The sequence below is a fragment of the Streptomyces prunicolor NBRC 13075 genome, assembly GCF_000367365.1.
In the GTDB taxonomy this organism is placed as follows: domain Bacteria; phylum Actinomycetota; class Actinomycetes; order Streptomycetales; family Streptomycetaceae; genus Streptomyces; species Streptomyces prunicolor.
Map to the genome: position 1 here is coordinate 148,736 of NZ_BARF01000084.1, position 20,092 is coordinate 168,827.

General features: G+C 71.8%; 17 protein-coding genes and 1 pseudogene. 2 read left to right on the forward strand and 16 right to left on the reverse strand.

The genetic code is table 11. From position 1 onward, the window contains the following. Positions 1–13 precede the first annotated feature (13 nt). From SPR02S_RS60785 to SPR02S_RS35630, 11 genes and pseudogenes are all read right to left on the reverse strand, one after another. The gene (locus SPR02S_RS60785; protein ID WP_052347104.1) at positions 14–781 is read right to left on the reverse strand and encodes an SDR family NAD(P)-dependent oxidoreductase; all 768 of its coding nucleotides are present in this window, start codon (positions 779–781) and stop codon (positions 14–16) included. Then, positions 761–1,213, reverse strand: a pseudogene (locus tag SPR02S_RS65165) (SRPBCC family protein); the annotation flags it as partial. The pseudogene SPR02S_RS65165 and the gene SPR02S_RS60785, both read right to left, overlap by 21 nt. Then, positions 1,213–1,476 carry an acyl carrier protein gene (locus SPR02S_RS35590; protein ID WP_019061797.1) on the reverse strand — a complete coding sequence of 88 codons (264 nt, stop codon included), beginning with the start codon at positions 1,474–1,476 and terminating at the stop codon, positions 1,213–1,215. The gene SPR02S_RS35590 and the pseudogene SPR02S_RS65165, both read right to left, overlap by 1 nt. 30 nt (positions 1,477–1,506) lie before the next feature. Continuing rightward, positions 1,507–2,775 carry a ketosynthase chain-length factor gene (locus tag SPR02S_RS35595; protein WP_019061798.1) on the reverse strand — a complete coding sequence of 423 codons (1,269 nt, stop codon included), beginning with the start codon at positions 2,773–2,775 and terminating at the stop codon, positions 1,507–1,509. Then, the gene (locus SPR02S_RS35600; protein WP_019061799.1) at positions 2,772–4,058 is read right to left on the reverse strand and encodes a beta-ketoacyl-[acyl-carrier-protein] synthase family protein; all 1,287 of its coding nucleotides are present in this window, start codon (positions 4,056–4,058) and stop codon (positions 2,772–2,774) included. The genes SPR02S_RS35595 and SPR02S_RS35600 overlap by 4 nt, the downstream gene beginning before the upstream one ends. Beyond that, positions 4,055–4,486 (reverse strand): cupin domain-containing protein, encoded by a 432-nt coding sequence (locus tag SPR02S_RS35605; protein WP_019061800.1) that lies wholly within the window; start codon positions 4,484–4,486, stop codon positions 4,055–4,057. Before SPR02S_RS35605 ends, SPR02S_RS35600 begins: the two co-directional genes overlap by 4 nt. After that, the gene (locus SPR02S_RS35610) at positions 4,483–4,854 is read right to left on the reverse strand and encodes a TcmI family type II polyketide cyclase (protein WP_019061801.1); all 372 of its coding nucleotides are present in this window, start codon (positions 4,852–4,854) and stop codon (positions 4,483–4,485) included. The genes SPR02S_RS35605 and SPR02S_RS35610 overlap by 4 nt, the downstream gene beginning before the upstream one ends. Positions 4,855–5,156: 302 nt before the next feature. Next, entirely contained in the window at positions 5,157–7,061 is a 1,905-nt protein-coding gene (locus tag SPR02S_RS57080) for an AfsR/SARP family transcriptional regulator (RefSeq protein WP_158697942.1), read from the reverse strand. A gap of 332 nt (positions 7,062–7,393) precedes the next feature. Then, complete coding sequence (gene asnB / locus SPR02S_RS35620; protein WP_019061803.1) at positions 7,394–9,271, reverse strand: asparagine synthase (glutamine-hydrolyzing); 1,878 nt, start codon at positions 9,269–9,271, stop codon at positions 7,394–7,396. Beyond that, positions 9,268–9,801 (reverse strand): PNPOx family protein, encoded by a 534-nt coding sequence (locus SPR02S_RS35625; RefSeq protein ID WP_019061804.1) that lies wholly within the window; start codon positions 9,799–9,801, stop codon positions 9,268–9,270. The genes asnB and SPR02S_RS35625 overlap by 4 nt, the downstream gene beginning before the upstream one ends. Continuing rightward, entirely contained in the window at positions 9,798–10,247 is a 450-nt protein-coding gene (locus SPR02S_RS35630; protein WP_019061805.1) for an anthrone oxygenase family protein, read from the reverse strand. The genes SPR02S_RS35625 and SPR02S_RS35630 overlap by 4 nt, the downstream gene beginning before the upstream one ends. 212 nt (positions 10,248–10,459) lie before the next feature. On the opposite strand from SPR02S_RS35630, the gene SPR02S_RS57085 reads away from it, so the two are divergent. Beyond that, the gene (locus SPR02S_RS57085; RefSeq protein ID WP_019061806.1) at positions 10,460–12,040 is read left to right on the forward strand and encodes an FAD-dependent monooxygenase; all 1,581 of its coding nucleotides are present in this window, start codon (positions 10,460–10,462) and stop codon (positions 12,038–12,040) included. A gap of 62 nt (positions 12,041–12,102) precedes the next feature. On the opposite strand, the gene SPR02S_RS35640 is transcribed toward SPR02S_RS57085, so the two are convergent. The 5 genes from SPR02S_RS35640 to SPR02S_RS35660 form a co-directional block, all read right to left on the reverse strand. Next, complete coding sequence (locus tag SPR02S_RS35640; RefSeq protein ID WP_019061807.1) at positions 12,103–13,710, reverse strand: FAD-dependent oxidoreductase; 1,608 nt, start codon at positions 13,708–13,710, stop codon at positions 12,103–12,105. Beyond that, positions 13,707–14,753, reverse strand: a complete 1,047-nt coding sequence (locus SPR02S_RS57090; protein ID WP_019061808.1) for a methyltransferase — start codon at positions 14,751–14,753, stop codon at positions 13,707–13,709. Before SPR02S_RS57090 ends, SPR02S_RS35640 begins: the two co-directional genes overlap by 4 nt. A gap of 196 nt (positions 14,754–14,949) precedes the next feature. Next, entirely contained in the window at positions 14,950–16,515 is a 1,566-nt protein-coding gene (locus SPR02S_RS35650) for an MDR family MFS transporter (RefSeq protein ID WP_019061809.1), read from the reverse strand. A 217-nt stretch (positions 16,516–16,732) separates the two neighbouring features. Continuing rightward, positions 16,733–17,710, reverse strand: a complete 978-nt coding sequence (locus tag SPR02S_RS35655) for a quinone oxidoreductase family protein (RefSeq protein ID WP_019061810.1) — start codon at positions 17,708–17,710, stop codon at positions 16,733–16,735. A gap of 167 nt (positions 17,711–17,877) precedes the next feature. After that, on the reverse strand, positions 17,878–19,422 hold the full coding sequence (locus SPR02S_RS35660; protein ID WP_019061811.1) for an FAD-dependent monooxygenase: 1,545 nt from the start codon (positions 19,420–19,422) through the stop codon (positions 17,878–17,880). 125 nt (positions 19,423–19,547) lie between these two features. On the opposite strand from SPR02S_RS35660, the gene SPR02S_RS35670 reads away from it, so the two are divergent. Beyond that, positions 19,548–20,036, forward strand: a complete 489-nt coding sequence (locus SPR02S_RS35670; protein WP_026151146.1) for a MarR family winged helix-turn-helix transcriptional regulator — start codon at positions 19,548–19,550, stop codon at positions 20,034–20,036. Positions 20,037–20,092: the final 56 nt, after the last annotated feature.

Below are 20,092 nucleotides of genomic sequence, written 5' to 3' on the forward strand. Positions count from 1 at the left end.
GCTGGGCCGCGGCTCACACGCAGCCGTCGACGTGGATGTTCTGACCGGTGACGTACGTGGCGTGGTCGCTGACGAGGAAGAGCACGGCCCGGGCGACGTCGTCGACGGTCCCGAGCCGGCCGAGCGCGCTGAACGAGGCGAAGGCGGCGCGCTGCCGTTCGGCTTCCTCGACGGGCAGTTCGTCGAGCGCCTCGGTGTCGATCCGGCCGGGAGAGACCGTGTTGACGCGGATCCCGCGCGGCCCGAGTTCCCGGGCCAGCGAGCGGGTCATGCCGACGAGCGCGGACTTCACGGCGGTGTAGTGGACGCCGCCGGCCATGCCGATGAAGGCGACCGTGGAACCGATGTTGACGACCGAGGAGCCGGCGCCGAGCAGCGGCAGGGTGCGCCGGGTGACCAGGTGGGTGGCGGTGAGGTTGCCCTGCAGGGTGGCGGCCCACTCGGCGGGGCCGAGTTCGTCGTACGGCTGCGGGCGGAAGGTTCCCGCGTTGTTCACCACGGCGTCCAGCCCGCCGAGGCTCGCCTCGCACGCGGCGGCCAGCCGGTCCACGTCGGCCTCGTCCGCGACGTCGGCGCGCAGCACCTGGTGCTTGCCCGGGGTGCCGGCGAGTTCCTCCTCCAGGGTGGCGACGGCCTCGCCGGGGGTGCGATAGCAGGTGACGACGTCCGCGCCGGCGCGGGCCGCGGCAAGCACGATGCCCCGGCCGATGCCGCGGCTGCCGCCCGTCACCAGGAGCCGCTTGCCCTCCAGTTGGCGGCCGGCCCGGGCCGCGGTCTCCACCTTGGCCTTGATCAGCCGCAGCTGGACGGCGGTGTTGCGGTTGAGGCGGGCGGTCATCCCGGCGTCGTCGAGGGGGGCGCCGGGCTTCATCGCGAAGTCCTGGAGCCAGCGCATCCGTACGCCGCCGCCGGGTGCCTCCTCGTACTCCCAGCGGATGTTCATGTACGCGAAGGGGCCGGTCTCGACCCGGCGGGCGGTCACCGTGCGGGTGACCGGGTCGGGGGTGCGTTCGGAGACCCAGCTCCAGACCGTGCCGGTCTCGTCGGGGTGCAGGGCGAGGCGGAAGGTGACGGTGTCGCCGTCCCGGCCGAGGATCTCGGCGGAGGCGTACTCGCTGAACAGGCGCGGCCAGGAAGCCACGTCGTTGGTCATCGTCCACACCAGGTCCATCGGTGCCTCGACGACGATCGCGTTGTCGGTGTGTCCGGCCATCAGACGCGGGCCTCCCTGAGCTTGGCGTGGACGTAGGCGAGGACCTCGCGCGGGCTCTGGGTGTGCGCGAGGTCGCCGTCGGGGATCCCGATGCCGTACTCGCGCTCGACGCGGTTGACGAGTTCCAGCAGAGCGAGGGAGTCGTAGCCGAGGTCGGCGAACGCGGTGTCGGCGAAATGTTCGCCGTCGAGGTCGGTCTGCTCGTCGACGCCGGCGCCGGCGCGGAGGATGCGCCGCAGGTCGTCGAGGGTGAACTCCGCCATGGGGAGCCGCCTTTCGTGGGTTGGGGGTCGCTACCTCTTGAGGGCGTCGCGGTCGCCCGCGCCGACCAGCAACGCGGAGGTGAAGCCGCCGTGGCCGCGGGCCAGTACCAGGGCCGTCCGCGGGTCCGTCTGGCGGGGGCGGTCCAGGACCAGGTCGATCTCGCAGCCGGGGGCCGGGCGGCCCAGGCCTGCGGTGTGGGGGATCACGCCTGCGCTCAGGGCCAGCAGTGCGGTGGCCACGTCCAGGGCCGCGCCGCCTGCGTAGAGGCGGCCGGTGAGGGTTTTCGGGGCCGTCACCGGTACTCCGCCGGGGCCGAAGACCTCGGCGATCGCGCGGGCCTCGGCGAGGTCTTCGGCGGGTACTCCGGAGGCGTCGGCGAAGACCATGTCGACGGCGTCGGGGGTGAGCCCGGCGTCGGCGAGCGTGCGGCGGATCACGGACACCAGCACCGTGTGGCGTGCGGCCGTACCGTCCGTCGTGGGGTCGAAGCCGGCCGCGTAGCCGAGGAGTTCGCCGTACGACGGGACTCCTCGGGCCCGTGCGGACTCCGCGTTCTCGACAACGAGGATGGCGCCGCCCTCGCCCGGGACGAAGCCGGAGGCGGCCGCGTCGAAGGGCAGGTAGGCGCGGGCGGGATCGTCCTCGGCGGACAGGTGGCCGGTGGACAGCTGGGCCACCACGCCGTACGGGCACAGCGAGGCGTCGGTGCCGCCGCTGAGGACGAGGCGGGAGCCGGTGTCCAGCAGCCGGCGGGACTGGCCGAGGGCGTCCAGGCCGCCGGCCTGCTCTCCGCAGATGACCCCGCACGGGCCCCGCATGCCGTGCCGGATGGAGACCTGGCCGGTGGTGGCCGCGTAGAACCAGGCGATGGACTGATAGGCACCGACCCAGGAGGAGCCCTGCTGGTAGAGGTTCTCCATCTCGTGCTGACCGAACTCGGTGCCGCCCGAGGAACTGGCCGTCACCACCGCCATCTCGTACTCCGGCAGGGTCGCCGGATCGGCGGCGGCATCCGTGAGGGCATCCTCGGCGGCGGCCAGCGCGAAGTGCGTGAACCGGTCGGTCTGCGGCACGAGCCGTCCGGGGACCTGCTCACCGGCCCGGAAGCCGGGCACCTCTCCGGCGACCCGGACGGGGTAGCCGGTCGGGTCGAACCGGGTGATCCGGCCGATGCCGCTCTTGCCCGCGAGCACCGACTCCCAGTGCCGGGCGGCGCCGATCCCGGTCGGCGCGACCACGCCGATCCCGGTGACCACGGACCGGCCGCGGCGGCCGGGGCGTATGCCGGAGGCGCTCATGCCGCCTCCCCGCGCCGCTCCGAGGGCCGGCCGAGGACCATCGCCGTCTGGAAGCCACCGAAGCCGCTGCCCACGCTGAGTACCCGGTCCATACGGTGCTCGCGTGCCGTCACCGGTACGTAGTCGAGGTCGCACTCGGGGTCGGGGGTGGAGAGGTTGGCGGTCGGTGGGACGACCTGGTGGCGCAGGGCGAGGGCGCAGGCGGCGATCTCCAGGGAGCCGATGGCGCCCAGCGAGTGCCCGATCATCGACTTGATGGAGCTGACCGGCACCTCGTGGGCGCGCTGCCCGAGGCTGCGTTTGAACGCGGCGGTCTCGTGCCGGTCGTTCTGCTTGGTGCCCGAGCCGTGCGCGTTGATGTAGTCGATGTCGCCGGGGTCGAGCCGGGCCCGGTCCAGGGCGACCCGGATGGCCTCGGCCATCTCCCGGCCGTCGGGCCTGAGTCCGGTCATGTGGAAGGCGTTGCTGCGGCCCGCGAAGCCGAGGATCTCGGCGTACACGGTGGCGCCGCGGCGCCTGGCGGACTCCAGCTCCTCGATCACCATGACGGCGGAACCCTCGCCGAGGACGAAGCCGTCGCGCCGTCCGTCGAAGGGCCGGGAGGCGTGTTCGGGGTCGTCGTTGTTGGCGGTGGTGGCCTTGATGGCGTCGAAGCAGGCGGCGGTGATCGGCGACAGCGGGGCGTCGGTGGCGCCGGCGAGTACGACGTCGGCGGTGCCCTCCTCGATGAGCTGGACGGCGTGCCCGATGGCGTCCAGGCCCGAGGTGCAGCCGGTGGAGATCAGCGCCACCGGCCCCTCGGCCCCGGCCTGCCGGGCCACCTCGACGGCGAGGGTGCTGGGCACCATGTAGCCGTACAGGTGCGGGACGCCGTAGCTGTGGTCGACCAGCCAGTCGCGTCCGCCGTCGGAGAGGACCGCGTACTCCTCCTCCAGGCCCGTGGTGCAGCCGACGGCGCTGCCGATGCTCACCGCGACCCGTTCCGGGTCGGCGCCCGGCAGTTCGATGCCGCTGTCCGCGACGGCCTCGCGGGCGGCGACGACCGCGAACTGGCCGGCCCGGTCCATCCGTCGGACCTCCTGCGGGGTGAGCCCGGAGGCGAGCGGATCGAAGTCGCACTCGGCGGCGACCCGGGAGCGGAACCCGGCCGGGTCGAACAGGCTGATGCGGCGGGTGGCGGTGCGGCCGGCGGTGAGCAGGTCCCAGTAGGCCTCCCGGCCGTGCCCGCCGGGAGCGACGGCCCCCACTCCGGTGATCACCGCGCGCCGGTCGGCCGGCGTCATCGGGCCGCTCCGACATCGGGGTTGCCCGCGCTCGCGTCGAGCGGCTGCTCGGTGTCGACGTGGCCGAGCTCGGGGCGCGGCGCGAGCGGGGAGAGGTGGAAGACCGCCTCGGCCGGCACGGAACCGGTGTTCACCAGGCGGTGGCGCACCCCGATGGGCACCAACAGCGAGTCGCCGGGGCCCAGTTCGACCGGGGCGCCGCCGTCAAGCGTCATCTCCAGGCGGCCCCGGACGATGTGCAGGAACTCCTCGGAGTACGGGTGGTAGTGCTCGGTGACGTGGTGGCCGGGGGCCAGCCGCAGCACCCCGCCGAAGCCCGAGGTGCAGCCCACGGTCTTCGGGCTGAGGGTGACGCGGATGTCGCCGCCGCGCTTGGTGTTGGCGGCGACCTCGTTCGCACGGACCCTGGTGGTGGCGGGGGCGCTCATCGGGCACCGCCGAGGTTCGCGGACCGCGGGGTGGAGATCTGCGGGCCCTGCTCGGACGTCCAGGAGTAGAACGGGACGGCCATCGCGTCCTTGGGCTCGCGCCAGTCGGGGTCGTAGGGCGAGATGAACTCGCCGAGCCGGGTGTTGATCTCCCCGTAGAGCGGGTGGCTGCGCGCCTTGTACAGGTTCGGCGCGATGTCCTGGTCGGCCTCCACCAGGTGGAAGTACAGGTTGTGGAACGCGAAGAGCGTCCGCCTCGACACCCCCACCAGCTGCGGCAGTTCGGTGCTGTCCGAATCGGCGAAGACCTGCGCGACGCCCTCGGCGTCGGCGAGGTTCATCCTCGCCACGATCAGCGTGCGGTGCACGATGCCCTCCCGGCTTGTCGGTCCTGGCCTCACCCTGGTCGCCGGGGATCGAGGCACTCTCGAAGCGGCCTGGAAATCCACTGACGGCGGCCGCGGGTGGGGGGCGACTGCGGATGTCGGCCGGCTGCGGGCCGGTGGGAGCGACCGGCCCCTGCGGGCGCAGCCCGCACCAGGGGCGCGGGGAACTGCGCGACCAGCCCCCACGCACCCGCAGCCGCCCGACCGCCCCCAGGCACCCCCTCCCCCGGCGCACAACAACGGCCCGCCGCGCAGAACGCGCAGCGGGCCGTCGGAGAGGGCCTCTACCGGTGGCCCCCGGCCTTCATCAGGGTGACGCGGGCACCGCCGCGCCCGACCGCGGCCGTCCGGCCGTTCGGTACGTCGGAAGCCGGTGCGCCCCGCAGCAGAAGGATCAGGGCCTGCCGGGTGAGCCCGGGCACGGAGTACAGGGGCTGGGCGCCCGGCGCCAGGTGTTCCCGTACGAGATGGACGTCGACGAGGTACTCGAGCAGTGTCTCCGCGTCACCGGCACCCGGGCACAGCCGTGCCTTCACCTCGTCGAGGCTCCAGCGGGGGCGCTCGCGCTGCAGCAGCAGATGCAGCAGCTCCCGGGAGGGGCCGGGAAGATGCCGATGGCTGGCACCCACCGTGGTCATCAACGACTGGGTCCCGACGGGGAGTTCGAGCAGCGTCCGGTGGTTGCCGCGCAGCCGCACCGCCAGCCTCCCCGCCGACCAGCCCGGCCGGGCGGTGAGCCGGCCGGACACCGCCCGGATCGCCAGGGGCAGCCCCTCGCACAGGCCCATCAGCTCGCGCACGGCGGCGGGGTCCTCCTGCCGGGACCGCTCTCCGGCGACCCGGTCGTACAGCTGGAGGGACTCCTCCCCCGACAGGGCGTTGAGCACGATCTTGCGTCCGATGGAGAGGCTGTGCGCCCGGTAGCGGTTGGTGGCGATCACCGCGCAGCCGGATCCGCCCGGCAGCACGGCACGGATCTGGGAGGCGGTGAGCACGTCGTCGACCACGACCAGCACCCTGCGGTCGGCGGTCCAGGTGCGGAAGAGCCGGCTGAGCTCGTCGAGTCCGGTGGGCTGCTTCTCGCGCTGGACGCCACACGCACCGAGACAGGCGGACAGCACATCGGCGAGTTGCTGGGAGCCCTCGCCCACGGCGGACAGGTCGATGAAGAGCTGTCCGTCGGGGAAGCGCGGGCGCAGCCGGTGCGCGGCACGCACGGCGAACGCGCTCTTGCCGACGCCGGGCGGGCCGTGCACCTCCACCACCCGCATGCCGGTGCTGGCCCGGTCCGAGCCGAGGAAGGTCTCCAGTTGGTCCAGTTCCCGGTCCCGGCCGACGAAGTCACCTATGTCGGCGGGAAGTTGGGCCGGTCCGGGCACGGGCCTGCGGGTGGCGGGGGCGGCCTCGGTCTTGGCCGGCCCCCTGAGTTGACCGCGGTCCACGAGTACCTCCTGGTGGAGGCGCTGGAGGTGGGCCGAGGGCTCCAGGCCCAGTTCCTCCACGAGATGGCTGCGCAGGGTGCGGAAGGTGTTGAGGGCGTCCGGCCGGCGGCCGCAGCGGTGCATGGCCCGCATGAGCTGGCCGGCGAACGCCTCGTGGGTGGGATGGGTGCGGAAGGCCTCGGCCAGCTCATCCAGCACGGCGTGGTGACGGCCGAGGTCCAGCTCCAAGGAGAAACGTTGCTCCTGGACGCTCTTGCGGCGCTCCTCCAACTGGGTCGACCAGGCCGACAACCGCCGTCCGGCGCTGATATCGACCAGGGCTTTGCCCTGCCACAGAGAAAGGGCTTCCTTCAGTATGCGAGCGGCCTCGTCCCCGGCACCCGCCCGGTGCTGGGCCATGCCCTTCTCGGTGAGCTGCTCGAAACGGTAGGCGTCCACCGACTGCTTGTCGTCCAGGCGCAGTTCGTACCCACCCACCCTGGTCAGGAGTGCGGGGCAACCGTGCGGCGGACGGGTTCCGAAAGGCGCGCCCTGCTGTCCGGTGGCCAGCAGCAGTCTGCGGCGCAGTTGATAAATGTAGGTTTGCAAGGTGGTCAGCGCGCTGAGCGGCGGGTAGTCCTCCCACAGCTCCTCGCACAGCTGGTCCACGCTGACCAGCGAGTTCGCATTGAGCACCAGCAGGGCCAGTACCTGTCGCAGTTTTGGGGCCGACGGTGTGACGTCCTCCCCGTTCCTGCGTACTCGCATGGAGCCCAGCAGACCGATCTCTATCACTGCGTTCCCCCTAATTACGCCGCCTTTGTGGGGTGGCGGGCATCGATGGGCCCGACGTTCGGCAAGCCTGTCGGTATTCACCTTCCTGCGTCAGTAATTTTTTCGCGAAACATCCACAGCACCTTCGAGCAGGATATATTACCTTTCCTTTACCGTGGATGCTTTCGCCGAAAATTAGGACTGGATTCAACGAAAATCGCGCACTGTATTCACGGAATAAAGACTTCCGTTCCGAATACCGCACCCTCCTTGCGCACCTCGAGGTCATCATATTACTTCACGCACAAGGATGACAAGGTGCACATTTATTGCAGCCGGAGGTCAACCCGGTATTCCGCCAGCCAGGTGTTCAGCTGGAGCACCATCTCCATGCTGGCCCGCTCCACCCACGCGAAGGCGCCGCTGGGTGCCGCCGCAGCGCCCAGCGCCGCACGGGTCGCCTCGGCGTCGAGCAGCGGGGCGACCGGGGCCGACCGGTCCTCGGCCACGTCACCGAAGCGGTAGCGCACGAACTCCCCGTACGCGGCCTCCTGGACAGTCGGATAGGCGCTTTTGGGCCGGTTGAGCACCCGCTCCGGCAGCAGATCGGCGACGGCGGCGCGCAGCAGGCTCTTCTCCTGGCCGTTCACCCGCTTCAGCTCGGCCGGCACGTTGTAGACGTACTCGACCAGCGCCCGGTCGCAGAACGGCGGCCTCAGCTGCACCCCGTGCGCCATGCTCATCCGGTCGGCCCGGTCCAGATGGGTCGGGGCCCAGCGGGTCAGCGCCAGATACGTGACCTCGCGCGCCCGACGCTCGGCGGGTCCCTCCCCCGCGAGCCGCGGCACCTCGGTGAGGGCGTCCCGGTAGTGCTGGTCGGCGTACTCCATGAAGTCCAGCTCCTTGCGGAGCGTACGGTCCACCAGTGAGCAGCCGAGACCGCCCGCGGCGGCGTCGTGCCCGCGCTCGAAGGAGACCCACGGGAAGGTCGTGGAGTTGCTGTGGCCCGCGTCGTACGCCCAGAAGTAGCCGTTGAACACCTCGTCGGCGGTCTCCCCGGAGAGCACGGCCGGGATGCCGGCGCTGCGCAATGCCTCGAAGAAGAGCAGCAGCGAGACGTCCATGTCGCCGAGCGGGGAGGGCAGGTCCTGGCTGCGCAGCGCGGCGACGTGGGTCTGTGGGTCGGCGAGCGCCGCGGAGTCGAGCAGGATCTCGGTGTGCTCGGTGCCGATGTGCTCGGCCGCGAGGGCCGCGTAGGGGGCGTCCGGGGTGGCACGCATGGTCGGATGCGGCTCGAAGTTCTCCGCGTAGCCGGCGAAGTTGACCGAGAACGACCGGAGTGCGCCGCCTCCCGCCGACCGCCGCTGACGGGCCGCGAGCGCGGTCAGCGCGCTGGAGTCGATTCCTCCGGAGAGCATCGCGCCGACCGTGACGTCCGCGCGCAGATGCGCGGCCACCGCCTCCGACAGCAGCCGGCGCACGGTGGTGACGGTGGTCTCCAGGCTGTCGGTGTGCGGCCGGGCGGGCAGCGACCAGTAGCGCCGGTGACCGGTGCCCGGCGCGCGCACGGTCATCGTGTGGCCGGGCAGTACCTCGCGCGTCCCCCGGAAGACCCCGGTGCCCGGCTTGCGGCTGTGCGCGAACAGCTCCCGCAGCCCGTCGGCGTCGACCACCGGCCGCACCGCCGGATGAGCCAGCAGCGCCTTGGGCTCGGAGCCGAAGATCACCCCGGCCGGGGTCAGGAAGTAGCACAGCGGCTTCACCCCCAACCGGTCGCGGACGAGCAGCAGTTCCTGCCGTCGTACGTCCCACACGGCCAGGGCGAACAGCCCCTCCAGCCGCTCCGGGAACCCGGCGCCCCACTCCAGATAGGCGTGCAGCGCCACCTCCGCGTCGCCGTGCCCGGTGAACCGGTGCCCCTTGGCGGCCAGTTCGCGGCGCAGCTCGGTGTGGTTGGTGATCGCCCCGTCCAGGGTCAGCACGGCCACCGGGTGCCCGGCCTCGGACTCCATGACGGCCGGCTGTGCACCGTGCTCCGGGTCGAGCAGCGCGAGCCGCCGGTGGGCCAGTGCGGCATGCCCCTCGATCCACTCGCCAGAACCGTCGGGGCCGCGGTGCGCCAGCGCCGCCGCCATCTCCCGTACGGTGGGCGCCTCGGGCGTCAGGTCCCGCTCGAAGTCCACCCAGCCGGCGATTCCGCTCATCGTGGTGTCCTCTCGTTCGCTGCGTGTGAAGTGCCTGAGGTGGAGGCGCTGTCGGAGGCCGGAAGGTGGACGACCTCCACCAGACAGAGCCCGTGGCGGACGACGGCCTCCCGGAACTCGTCGAGCCCCGGCGCCCCTTCGCCGCGCACCGCGATGCCCAGCCGGCGCGGGGCCGCTTCCCCGTACCCGCGGTACAGCTCCAGATAGCCGCGCGCGGTGCGCTCCACGTCGTCGACCAGCGCGAACCGCACCGGCCGCCGCTGCCCGCGCCAGGTCAGCCAACCCGCCACGCCGTTCGCGAAGTTGTGCCGCCAGCCGCTGCCGGTCGCGACCACCAGCGCGCCGCCGAGGGGGTGCACCCCGGCGGGCACGGTGTACGGCCGCCCACTGCGCCGTCCCGTGAAGTGCAGCAGCGCGAGCCGCTCGGCCACCGGACCGGGCTCGGGACCGGCCAGCAGTTCCCGCATCCGGGCGTCGGCCGCCGCGCGCTCCGCCCCCTCCGGAAGATCGCGTACGACGACGGGGCTCACGTCAGCACCACCGCGGCGGCCGTCAGCGCACAGCCCGCGACCGCGAGGCAGGTGCGCACCAGATGCCAGTCGCGCCAGGCCGGGCGGGGATCCCGCCAGCCGGGGCCGAGATCCTCGGGCCGGGTCCGCTTGACCGTCCGGTTGATCGGCACGTTCCTGGTCTGCGAGACCACGGCCACCCCGGCCATGCAGAGGGCGGCGGCCGCGAACAGCGCCCGGGGGCCGCCCGAGGCCCGGATCGCGAGCCCCACGTCGACGGCCGTGGAGCCGGTGACGATGAACGGCATGATCCGGTCGTAGCGTTTGCCGAGCAGGATGTGCGTGGACACGTACCGCTCCGGCGTCATCGCGATCAGCGCGGGCATCACGCTCACCGCCACCGCGAAGAGCACCCCCGCCACCAGGCCGGTGCCCGTCAGCACCAGCACACTCAAAGCCTCCACCACCGCTTTCGCCCTCCTTCGAGCCTCGCGCCGCACTTCGGGCCGGGAACAGCTCGAACCTGTCAGCCGCCCCTCGGACGACACTCGAATCCCCCTGGGAGAGCACCGCTTCCCACGGGCCCCGTTCGCCCGCGCCGCGAGCCCGGTTCGAGGGGGCCGGTGTTGCATCGGCCGCCGGACCGAGCGCGTTCCCACTCCCACACTCAGGAGCCGGTATGGCAGACGAGACGACCGAAGTACTCATCGTGGGCGGCAGCATGGTGGGCCTCGCCCAGGCCCTGTTCCTCGCCCGGCAGGGCATCCGGCCGCTGCTGGTGGAACGGCACGCGGAGATCTCGGCGCACCCCCGGGCACAGGCCGCGAGCCCGCGCACCATGGAGCTGCTGCGCGCGCTCGGTCTCGAGGACGCGGTACGGGCACGGGAGAACCCGCACGCCCAGTACGGCGACATCCTCCAGGCCCAGTCCCTCACCGGGCCCGAACTCGGGCGCTTCGACGGCCCGTTCCGCCACGACCCGAACGACGTGGGCACCACCGGCTGGACGCTGATCGGGCAGGACCGGCTCGAACCGGTACTGCGGGAAGGAGCCGAGGAGCTCGGCGCCGACATCCGGTTCGCCACCGAGATGACCGGGTTCACCCAGGACGCGGACGGGGTCACGGCCGTACTGCGCGACCTGGCCGACGGCTCGGAACGGACCGTACGAGCCCGGTACCTGGTGGCCGCCGACGGCTCACGGGCACCCGTCCGCGAGTCGCTCGGCATCGGCCGACACGGGCCCGGAGTGTTCGGCCGGCAGATGAACATCGTCTTCCACGCCGACCTCGACCCGTACGTGGCGGGCCGTACCTTCTTCCTCTGCTTCGTCAGCAACCCGGAGGTCAAGGGCGTACTCGGCAAGCTCGGCGGCGCGGACTCCGACCGCTGGGTCCTCGCGCCGAGCCTGCCGCCCGGGTCCGACCACCGGGCGTACGACACCGAGGACTGCGTGGAGCTGGTACGGGCCGCCGTAGGGGTCCCCGGCCTGCCGGTCGAGGTGGAGTCCGCGACGAGCTGGGAGATCGCCGCGTGGGTGGCGGACCGGTTCCGCTCCGGGCGGGTGCTGCTGGCCGGCGACTGCGCGCATGTCATGCCGCCCACCGGGGGGTTCGGCGGCAACACGGGCATCCAGGACGCGCACAACCTGGCGTGGAAGCTCGCGCTGGTACTGCGCGGGGCGGCGGGTCCCGAGCTGCTGGACACGTACGAACAGGAACGGGCCCCGGTGGCCGAGTTCACCGTCGACCAGGGCGTCATCCGCTACCTCCAGCGCAGCGGCCTCGACGAGGCAGCCGCGGCCCGCCACCGCCCCGAGACCACGGTGTTGTTCGGTCACGTGTACCGCTCGGACGCGGTCCTGCGGGAACCCGGCCAGGACGACGGTTCCGTGGTGGAGGACCCGAAGGCCCCCGCGGGACGCCCGGGCACCCGCGCCCCGCACCTCCCCCTGATCCGCCAGGGCAAGGAAGTCCCCCTGCACGACCTCCTGGACGGCGACTTCTGGCTCCTGACCGGCCCCGAAGGCACCCCGTGGCAGCCCGCCGCCGAGTTGTCGCAGGGCGTCTCCTTCCACCGGGTCGGCGAGGAGGAAGCCCCGGAGACCGTCGAACGCTTCCTGACCCGCTACGGCGTCACAGCGGCCGGCGCGGTACTGCTCCGCCCGGACGGCTTCATCGCGTGGCGCAGCCCGGGCCCGGCGCCCGACCCCGCGGAGACACTGACAGGGGTGTTCGACACGGTCCTGCGACGCCCGTAACCCCGCACGCACCAGGGCCGCGGTGCTCCTCTCCGGAGCACCGCGGCCCTGCGCCGGTGGAGCTACCCGCGATCGAGAATCGTCCGCAGGGCGTCGACCGCCGCGAGGTCCCCCGCCCCGGTGCGGCCCCCGGTGGTGCGCCAGGCCACGAACCCGTCGGGCCGCACCAGAACCGCCCCACCCGCGAGGAGCCCGTACCGGCGCCGGAAGGACCCGTCCTGATCCCACAGCCGCGTGCCGCGCCCGATACGGACCACCTTCAGGGCGACGCCCAGCCGCTCGGCCTCCCGTTCCACCGCCACCGGCCAGCGGCCCGCCACCTCGTCTACGAGCAGAGTGAACCCGTCGCCGTACAGGTCGATGACGGACACGGGGCCCTCGGGACCGGAGAGTTCGAGGTGCGGAGCCCGCGCCCCGGGCCGGGCACCGGGGTGTTCGGGATCCTCGACGATCGCGTCGGGGGCACCCGGCTCCGCGGCGAACGCACCGGCCCGGTAGCAGTACCCGAACGTCATGGTCGTCTCGTCCAGCAACTCCGCGGCGATCTCATGGTACTGCTTGCCCTCCCGCACCGCGAACCGCAGCAGCGCCTGCCGGACGGTCTCCTCGGCCACCGGGCGCCGCTCGGCGTCATAGCTCTCCAGCAGCCCGGGACCGGCCGTACCGGACAGCACCAGGGCCAGCTTCCAGGCCAGGTTGTACGCATCCTGGATCCCGGTGCTGGCACCGAACGCCCCGGTGGGCGGCATGACATGGGCGGCGTCCCCGGCGACGAACACCCGCCGGGTCGCGAACGCGTCCGCCACCCGCGCGGAGATGTCCCACGCGGGCATGTCCACCGACTCGATCTTCAACGGCAGGTCGGGCACCCCGACCGCGGCCCGCACCAGCGCGGTGCAGCGCTCCTCGGTGAAGTCCTCGGCGCGCTGGCCCTGTTCGGGGAAGAAGGAGACGTTGATGACCCAGCGACGGTCGTTGTCGATGGGGATGATCGTGCCGCGCACCTCGGGGTTGTTGACGTACACCGCGATGATCCGGCGGCCGCGCAGCACCTCGGTCAGGTCCGCCTCGAAGAAGAAGCTGACGAGGTTGGTGATGGTGCCCCGCCCGTGCGCCCCGATGCCCAGCATCTCGCGCAGCGGACTGCGGCTGCCGTCCGCCGCGATCACGTACTGGGCGCGGATCTCCGAACTCACGCCGGTGGAAAGGTCGGTGACGCGGACCGACACTCCTTCCGCGTCCTCCTCCACACCGTCGACGCGAGTGGAGAAGCGGACGTCCGCCCCCGCCTCCACCGCCCGCTCCCGCAGGATCGGCTCCAACTGGTTCTGGTCGATCAGCGTCCACTGGGTGGGGCTGATCCGGCCGATGTCCTCGGGAGAGGCGTTCGGCATCCGCATGCGTTCCTTGCCCGCGAGGCTCTCCACGTGCACGAGATCGGTGTTCCCGGAGATGGGGGAACGCCCGGCCCGTACCCGCTCCTCCATGCCGACCGCGCGGTACAGCTCCATCGTCCGCGGGTTGATGGCCCGGGCCTTGGGATGCGTGGACGTGTCCGGGTGGCGCTCCACCACCGTGGCGCGGACGCCGTGATGGGCGAGGAAGACGGCCGCGGACAGTCCGGTCAGCCCGCCGCCGACGATGAGCACGGGTGTCCGGTCCTGCTTCATGCTGCCTCCTTGTGCGCGCTGACCAGGGTGTGTGTACCGAGCAGCGGCTCGGCGGTCCCGTCCGTGAACCCCGCCTCACGCAGCCAGGACCGGCAGTCCGCCACCCGGTACTCGGAGCCGTCGGGGCTGACCAGACGCATGTGCAGGCTGCTGAGAAGCCGCTCCGGGTCGCTGCGGTCGTCGTCGACCATCCGGTCGTAGACGAGGACCGTGCCGCCGGGCCGTACCGCCTCGAAGACCCGGCCCAGCAGCTCGCGCCGCCGCCCGGTGTCGAAGCCGTGCAGGATGTGGCCGAGGACGACGACGTCGGCCGGCGGGAGGGGGTCGGCGAAGAAGTCGCCGCCGGCGAAGGCGATCCGGTCGGCCAGGCCCAGGCCGCCGATGTGCTCGGTGAACAGCGGCCGGGTCCGCTCCAGGTCGAAGCAGGTGGCCTTGAGATGGGGGTGTGCCCGCACCAGCACGGCCGCGAGGTTGCCGCGCGCCCCGCCGAGGTCGACGAACGAGGAGTGGCGGCCCCAGTCGAGACGCCTGGCGAGCTCCGCGCCCATGCGGTCGCTGTAGGCGTCCAGTCCGGCGAGGAACCGCTTCATCTTGGCGGGGTCCTTGTGCCGGTCCCCGACGAAGCCGCCCTTGTCCGGGTCGAGGTGCTGGGGCTCGCCGGAGCGCAGCGCCTCGGTGAGCCGGCCCCAGGTCCCGTACAGCGTCTCGTTGGTGAGCTCGACGAAACCGCCGAGGTAGGAGGAGGAGTCCGGCACCAGATAGGTCTGCGCCAGCGGGGAGTTGCGGTAGCGGCCGCCCTCCGTGCGCTCCAGCAGCCCGAGTCCGGCCAGCGCGTCCAGGAAGTCCGGGACCATCCGGTGGTGCAGCCCGGTACGCCGGGCCAGTTCGGCCGAGTCCGCGGGGCGGCCCTCGGCGAGCGCGCCGAACACACCGAGGGACACGGCGCTGTGCAGCACTTTGGCGGCGCAGTCGGCGATGGTCAGCCGGATCAGTGGTCCGGGATCGACCGCCGGTGCCGTCTGCGGGTCTTCGGTCGTTGTCACACGAGCCTCCTGGTCTGCCTCTGCCTCTTCTTCGGCCTGCGTCCTGCGTCGTACGGCTGTGCAGTGCCGACGATGTCCGCGAACCGTCGATTCGGGCTCGAAGGGCGCTGAAGGGGACGGGGTGCGGAACGCGGACGTACGAAAGAGCCGCCCTCCCCGTGCGGGAAGGGCGGCTCTTTGCGGATGAGGAGTGTGGTCAGTTCTCCTCGGCCGCTGCTTCCTGCCCCTGGTGGTCCCCGCCGCGCAGCGGGAGGTTCTTCATCGCCAGGGCGGCCAGCAGCCCCAGGACGAGGACCGGTACGGCGGTGAGGAACACGGGGGTGAGGGCGGCGGCGTAGGACTGCTCCACGGCGTGCCGCACGGGCTCGGTGAGTCTGTCGAGCGTCTCGGTCGAGGACAGCGCGTCGTGGTCGATGCCGCGCAGCGCGTCCGCGGGCGTCCGGTCGGCGATCTCCTCGGTGAGCCGGTTGTAGAAGATCGAGGCGAAGAGGGAGATGCCGATGGTGGTGCCGAGTTGCCGGGCGAAGGCCACGGTGGCGTGGACGGCACCGATGTCGTCGCGGGGTGCGGTGTTCTGCGCCGCCATCGTGAGGACCTGCATGTTCAGGCCCGCCGCGATGCCGAAGACCAGCATGTAGGCGATGACCACGGCCCGGGACGTCCCGGTGTCCATGGTGGCCAGCAGCAGCGCCCCGACGATGCCGACGGCCATGCTGAGCACGGGATACCACTTGTAGCGCCCGGTCCTGGTGATCGCCGCTCCACTGACCACGGAGGAGGCGACCAGGCCGAACATCATGGGCAGCAGCACCACACCGGACATGGTCGGGCTGGCTCCGGTCACCACCTGGATGTAGATCGCCAGGAAGTTGACCGAGCCGAGGAAGACGATGCCCGCCGCGACGCTCACCAGCACGCTGACGCTGAAGGTGGAGTCGCGGAAGAGGTGCAGCGGGATGACGGGTTCGGTGGTCCGGCGCTCGGCGCCGACGAACAGCACGGCGAGCAGCACCGCGGCCGCGCCGAGCGCGAGGATCCGCCAGTCGAGCCAGTCGTACTTCACCCCGCCCCAGCTGGCAGCCAGGGTGAGCGTGACGATCGAGGCGCTGAGCAGGACGAAGCCGGTGTAGTCGATGTGCGCGGGCCGGTCGGCCCGGGGCAGGTGCAGACAGGTGGCGACCAGCGCCAGGATCACGATGCCCACGGGCAGGTTGACCAGGAAGACCCAGTGCCAGCTGAGCAGGTCGGTGAGCGCACCGCCGACGGCGGGACCGGAGAGCGCGGCGAGGGCGAAGACGATGCCGAAGAGGTTGAAGTACTTGGCGGCTTCGCGCGGGTTGAACAGCTCCCCGATGATCGCGAGCACGGAGACGAACAGGCCGCCGGCCCCGATGCCCTGCACGGTGCGGAACAGGATGAGCTGATCCATCGACTGGGCCGCGCCGCTCAGCGCGGAGCCGACGAGGAACACCGTCACGGCGATCAGGAAGATCTTCTTCCGGCCGAAGAGGTCGCCGAGCTTGCCGTAGACGGGCGTGGTGACACTGGCGGCGATGATGTACGCGGTCGTCACCCAGGCGAACACGTCGAGACCTCCGAGGTCCCCGACGATGCGGGGCAGCGCGGTGGCCACGACCTGCGAGTCCAGCATGGCCAGGAAGACGGCCAGCAGACAGGCGGCGATGACGGGTTTGACGCGGGTCTGGGGTGCGGGGCCGGCGGCGGTGAGCGGGCCGCCTGTCCCTGTGGTCCGGGAGGGCACGGTGATTCGCCTTTCGGGCTGGAGCGGGTGCCATCCCCGTCCCACCGGCCACGGTGGCCGGCGTCGTCTGCGGACCGGGGTCCGTCAGGGGATTGCCGTGGAGTGTCGCCGTACGGCACGAGTGCCTCTCGTGCCGTACGGCGGGTGACCGGTCACGTACGGGGGACGACCGTGACCGGCCACGTCGGTCGGGAGGCGGCGGGTTGCCGATCCCGGGTCAGGGGACGAGCACGACCTTGCCCAGCTGGGCGCGCGCCTCCATCAGTTCGTGCGCCTTGACCGCGTCCTCCAGCCCGAGCCGCTCGTGCACGACCGGGCGCACCTTGCCGGTGGCGATCATGTCGAGCAGGTCGCGCTGACCGGCCGCGATGGCCTCGGGCTTGTTGTAGAGCATCGCGTACAGGGCGAATCCGGCCACGGTCTTCATGCGGCTGAGCATCAGCGGGTGGATCGGCTGGATGTCGCCGCTGGCCGAGCCGTAGAAGACCAGCCGGCCGAACTGGGCGGTGAGGGCGACGCTCTTGGTGAGGATGTCCCCGCCTACGGTCTCCAGGACCACGTCCACGCCCCGGCCGCCGGTCGCTTCCTTGACCTGCTCGTCCCAGTCCTCGTCGGTGTAGTTGACGGTGACATCGGCACCGAGCTCGCGGACGAAGTCCAGCTTGGCCTGCGTGCTCGCGGTGGCGATCACCTTGCCGGCGCCCATCGCCTTGGCGATCTGCACGGCGAGGTGGCCGACTCCCCCGGAGGCGGCGTCGATCAGGATCGACTCGCCCGGCTGGAGCTGGCCGGCTTCCTTGATGGCGTGGTACGCGGTCTGGGCCGGGCTGGGCAGCAGGGTCGCCTCGGCGGCGTCCATGGTGTCCGGGATGGCGATGGCCCAGGCCGCTTCGGCGGTGACGTAGTCGGCGTAGGCGCTGTGGTCGACGTCGACGACGATGCGGTCCCCGACGCGGAGGGTGGTGACGCCCTCGCCGAGGGCCTCGACCACGCCGGCGACATCGCCGCCGGGGGCGCCGGGCAGGGTGGCGTGGCCGCCGATCGGGATGCCCTGGCGGCGCTGGACCTCGGCGAACGTGACGCCGACGGCTTCGGAGCGGATCAGCACTTCGCCCGGTCCGGGCTGCGGCTTCTCCGCCTCTTCGACACGCAGCACCGAGGGGGCCCCGTGCTCGTAGTGACGGACGATGCGCATGGTGTTCTCCCAACTAGGAGGTGTTTTCGAGCCGCGGATGGTCGTCGCGGCTCCGCCCAGGGATCCGGGTTACGGGGTTACTGAAGACAATTACATGCTAAAAAGCATGTGCTTGTCAATGTGCATATCCATGGTGACACTCAGGGAACGAGTGTCACGCGCCCGCGTCAGACCGTGCCGAACCAGGTGGTGAGGGCGGTGGCCAGCGACTCCCGCCGCTCCGCCTCCGGCATGTCCCGGTCCGCGGCCCAGGCGACGTAGCCGTCGGGGCGGACCAGCAGACCGGCCAGCTCCGGCTCCTGGGCGCACTGCGCCCGAACGTGCTGGAGCCGTCCGGCCCAGCCGACGCCCGCGGCCCACTTCTCGTACACCTGGCCGATCTGCGAGCCGTCGGTCAGGTCGAGCAGCAGACCGGTGCCGCGCTTCAGATACTTGGGGAGGGGCCTGGCGCCCTCCTCGGTGGTCAGTTCCAGGTCGCGGGCGAAGTCGCCGAGCAGCCGGTGCTCGGGACCGTCGATCGCGTAGCGCACGGTGACGCCGCTGAGCATCTCGGCGAGGTGTCGGTTCACCTGCTCCTTGCGCATGAGGTCGGTGAAGAGCTCGCGCAGCGGGGTGACGTACGGGTCGGGGTTCATCAGCGCGATCTGCGCACGGGTGTTGGCCAGCACCTTGCGGGCCGGGGCCTGGCGCTCACGGTCGTAGCTGTCGAGCAGGTCCTCGGGAGCCCAGCCGTGGACGCTCGCGGCGAGCTTCCAGCCGAGATTGAAGACGTCCTGGAGGCCGAGGTTGACGCCCTGGCCGCCCACCGGGAAGTGGGTGTGGGCGGCGTCGCCCGCGATCAGCAGCCGGCCCTCGCGGTAACGGTCGGCCTGGCAGGCGGAGTCGGTGAAGACGGAGAGCCAGCGCGGCGAGTGCGCCCCGAGGTCGCTGCCCCAGACCTCGCGCAGGCTCGCGGTCAGCTCGTCCAGGGTGAGTTCCGCGCCCGGCTCCCGGTCGGCCTGGAAGTCGAACGTGGACACCCGGTGGTAGGTGTCGTCCAGCGGCACGCAGAACAGCAGGCCGCGTTCGGTGCGCTCCATGCCCATGGGGGCGTTCTCGCGGTCGTCGAGGATGACGTCGCCGAGACGGGCGGTGACCCGGCCGCCGGTGCCGGGGAAGTCGATGCCGGCCGCCCGGCGGACCAGGCTGCGGCCGCCGTCGCAGCCCACGGCGTACCGGGCGCGCAGGGTGTAGACGCCGTCGGGGCCGGTCACCTCGGCCTCGACGCCATCGGCGTCCTGGCGTACGGCGGTGACCTCGTGGCCGCGACGGATGTCGGCGCCGAACTCGGCGGCGCGCTCCTCCAGCAGCCGCTCGGTCCTGGTCTGCTCGGAGAGCAGGGCGTAGCCGTGGGCGCTGTCGAGGGTGGAGAAGTCGACCCACTCGTCGAGCCCGGCGAAGTGGCCGTTGTTCCAGGAGCGGGCGCCCTCGCGGAACCGTTTGAGCAGGCCGCGCCGGTCGAGCGACTCCAGGGAGCGGGCGTGCAGGCCGAAGGCCTTGGAGTGCGGGGTGCGTTCGGGCAGCCGCTCCAGCACCACGGCCCGGACCCGGGAGATGCGGAGCTCGGCGGCGAGCAGCATGCCGACGGGGCCGCCGCCGACGACGAGCACGTCGAAGTCGTAGGCGGGGTCGTAGTCGATCCGGAAGTCGCGGTCGGTCGTCTCGGTGGCCATGTGGGGCCCCTTCCTGAAGGAGGTCGAGGTATATGTGGGTCAACAGGTACATGCTTTACGTCATGCATTGGATTGAGAGCATACAGATGCTCGTCTGTCGCAATCAACTCGCTTAGAATGCGGACATGGAGACTTCGACTCAGCCCTCACCGCAGGCAGTGGATCTGCTCGACGCGGTCGGCCCCGCCTTCTCCCGACTGCGGCGCGCCCAGGCGCTGAACGTCGAGAAGCAGGTGTCCCGCAAGGACATCACCAGGACCCTGGTGCTCAACATCGTCCAGGACGGGCCGGAGGCGGAAGGCCAGGAGATCACCGTCGGAGTGGTGGGCGAGCGGCTGGCCGTCGACCCCTCCGTGGCGAGCCGGATGGTCTCCGACTGCATCACCGCCGGCTATCTGATCCGCGCGGCCTCCCAGCGAGACGGCCGCCGCACGATCCTCCAGCTCACCCCGGAGGGCCACCGGACGCTCGCCCGCTTCCGCCGCCACCAGCGCGCCGCCTTCGAGCGCATCACCCAGGACTGGCCGGAGCAGGAGCGGCTCGATTTCGCCCGACTGCTCATCAAGTACGTCGACTCCGTGGGCGAGTTGCAGCAGGAACCGGACTCCGCCTGACTCCTGACCGGACACCCGCGGACACGGGCGCCGGCAGACAGCCGGGGCCCGTTTCC

Excerpts from the sequence above, each read along its gene's own strand:
- SPR02S_RS35590 (WP_019061797.1), bottom strand. The coding sequence starts at position 1,476 with ATGGCGGAGTTCACCCTCGACGACCTGCGGCGCATCCTCCGCGCCGGC.
- SPR02S_RS35595 (WP_019061798.1), bottom strand. The coding sequence starts at position 2,775 with ATGAGCGCCTCCGGCATACGCCCCGGCCGCCGCGGCCGGTCCGTGGTC.
- SPR02S_RS35600 (WP_019061799.1), bottom strand. The coding sequence starts at position 4,058 with ATGACGCCGGCCGACCGGCGCGCGGTGATCACCGGAGTGGGGGCCGTC.
- SPR02S_RS35605 (WP_019061800.1), bottom strand. The coding sequence starts at position 4,486 with ATGAGCGCCCCCGCCACCACCAGGGTCCGTGCGAACGAGGTCGCCGCC.
- SPR02S_RS57080 (WP_158697942.1), bottom strand. The coding sequence starts at position 7,061 with ATGCGAGTACGCAGGAACGGGGAGGACGTCACACCGTCGGCCCCAAAA.
- asnB (WP_019061803.1), bottom strand. The coding sequence starts at position 9,271 with ATGAGCGGAATCGCCGGCTGGGTGGACTTCGAGCGGGACCTGACGCCC.
- SPR02S_RS57085 (WP_019061806.1), top strand. The coding sequence starts at position 10,460 with ATGGCAGACGAGACGACCGAAGTACTCATCGTGGGCGGCAGCATGGTG.
- SPR02S_RS35640 (WP_019061807.1), bottom strand. The coding sequence starts at position 13,710 with ATGAAGCAGGACCGGACACCCGTGCTCATCGTCGGCGGCGGGCTGACC.
- SPR02S_RS35655 (WP_019061810.1), bottom strand. The coding sequence starts at position 17,710 with ATGCGCATCGTCCGTCACTACGAGCACGGGGCCCCCTCGGTGCTGCGT.
- SPR02S_RS35660 (WP_019061811.1), bottom strand. The coding sequence starts at position 19,422 with ATGGCCACCGAGACGACCGACCGCGACTTCCGGATCGACTACGACCCC.
- SPR02S_RS35670 (WP_026151146.1), top strand. The coding sequence starts at position 19,548 with ATGGAGACTTCGACTCAGCCCTCACCGCAGGCAGTGGATCTGCTCGAC.